This is a genomic window from Bifidobacterium sp. H6bp9 (genome assembly GCF_032193695.1).
In the GTDB taxonomy this organism is placed as follows: Bacteria; Actinomycetota; Actinomycetes; order Actinomycetales; family Bifidobacteriaceae; genus Bombiscardovia; species Bombiscardovia kimbladii.
Genome location: NZ_JASTZY010000026.1, coordinates 1 through 404, shown reverse-complemented (window position 1 = coordinate 404; position 404 = coordinate 1). Strand labels below are relative to the sequence as shown.

1 protein-coding gene is annotated in these 404 nt (G+C 63.4%); it reads right to left on the bottom strand.

The window, feature by feature from the left end:
• Positions 1-167: 167 nt before the first annotated feature.
• A partial coding sequence (locus QRX40_RS08700; protein WP_313837715.1) for an RCC1 domain-containing protein occupies positions 168-404 on the bottom strand: 237 nt, incomplete at its 5' end.

Sequence of the window (404 nt, the reverse complement as noted above, 5' to 3'; positions counted from 1 at the left end):
CCGGGGCAAGCTCATTGTTGGTCCTGCACGGCGGTGCTGCCGCGTGCCAGGGCGGCCACCAGGGTCATCAGGTCGAAGATCAGCGCCCAGGCCGCCAGCCACTCGAAAGCCGCGTCACGGTCGTGGGGGCGCGGGAGGGAAGTGTCGGCTCTCTTGGGGTTTGAGCCTTAAAGTGACACTTTTCCTCCCTGCTCCCCCTGTATGGGCCGGGGGCGGGGGGATTGATACGCCGCCCGGCCGCTCTTACTCGTGCGAATGACCTGCACGTAGGTGAAAGCCGTAGGTTTGCCGACGGGCGGCTTGACTTTGACCGGTATAGTCTTTTGAGTGGTTGTTCCGTCTCCGAGCTGACCATTGCTGTTGCTTCCCCATGCGTAGATGTTTCCGTCGCTGCCCAGGGCCAG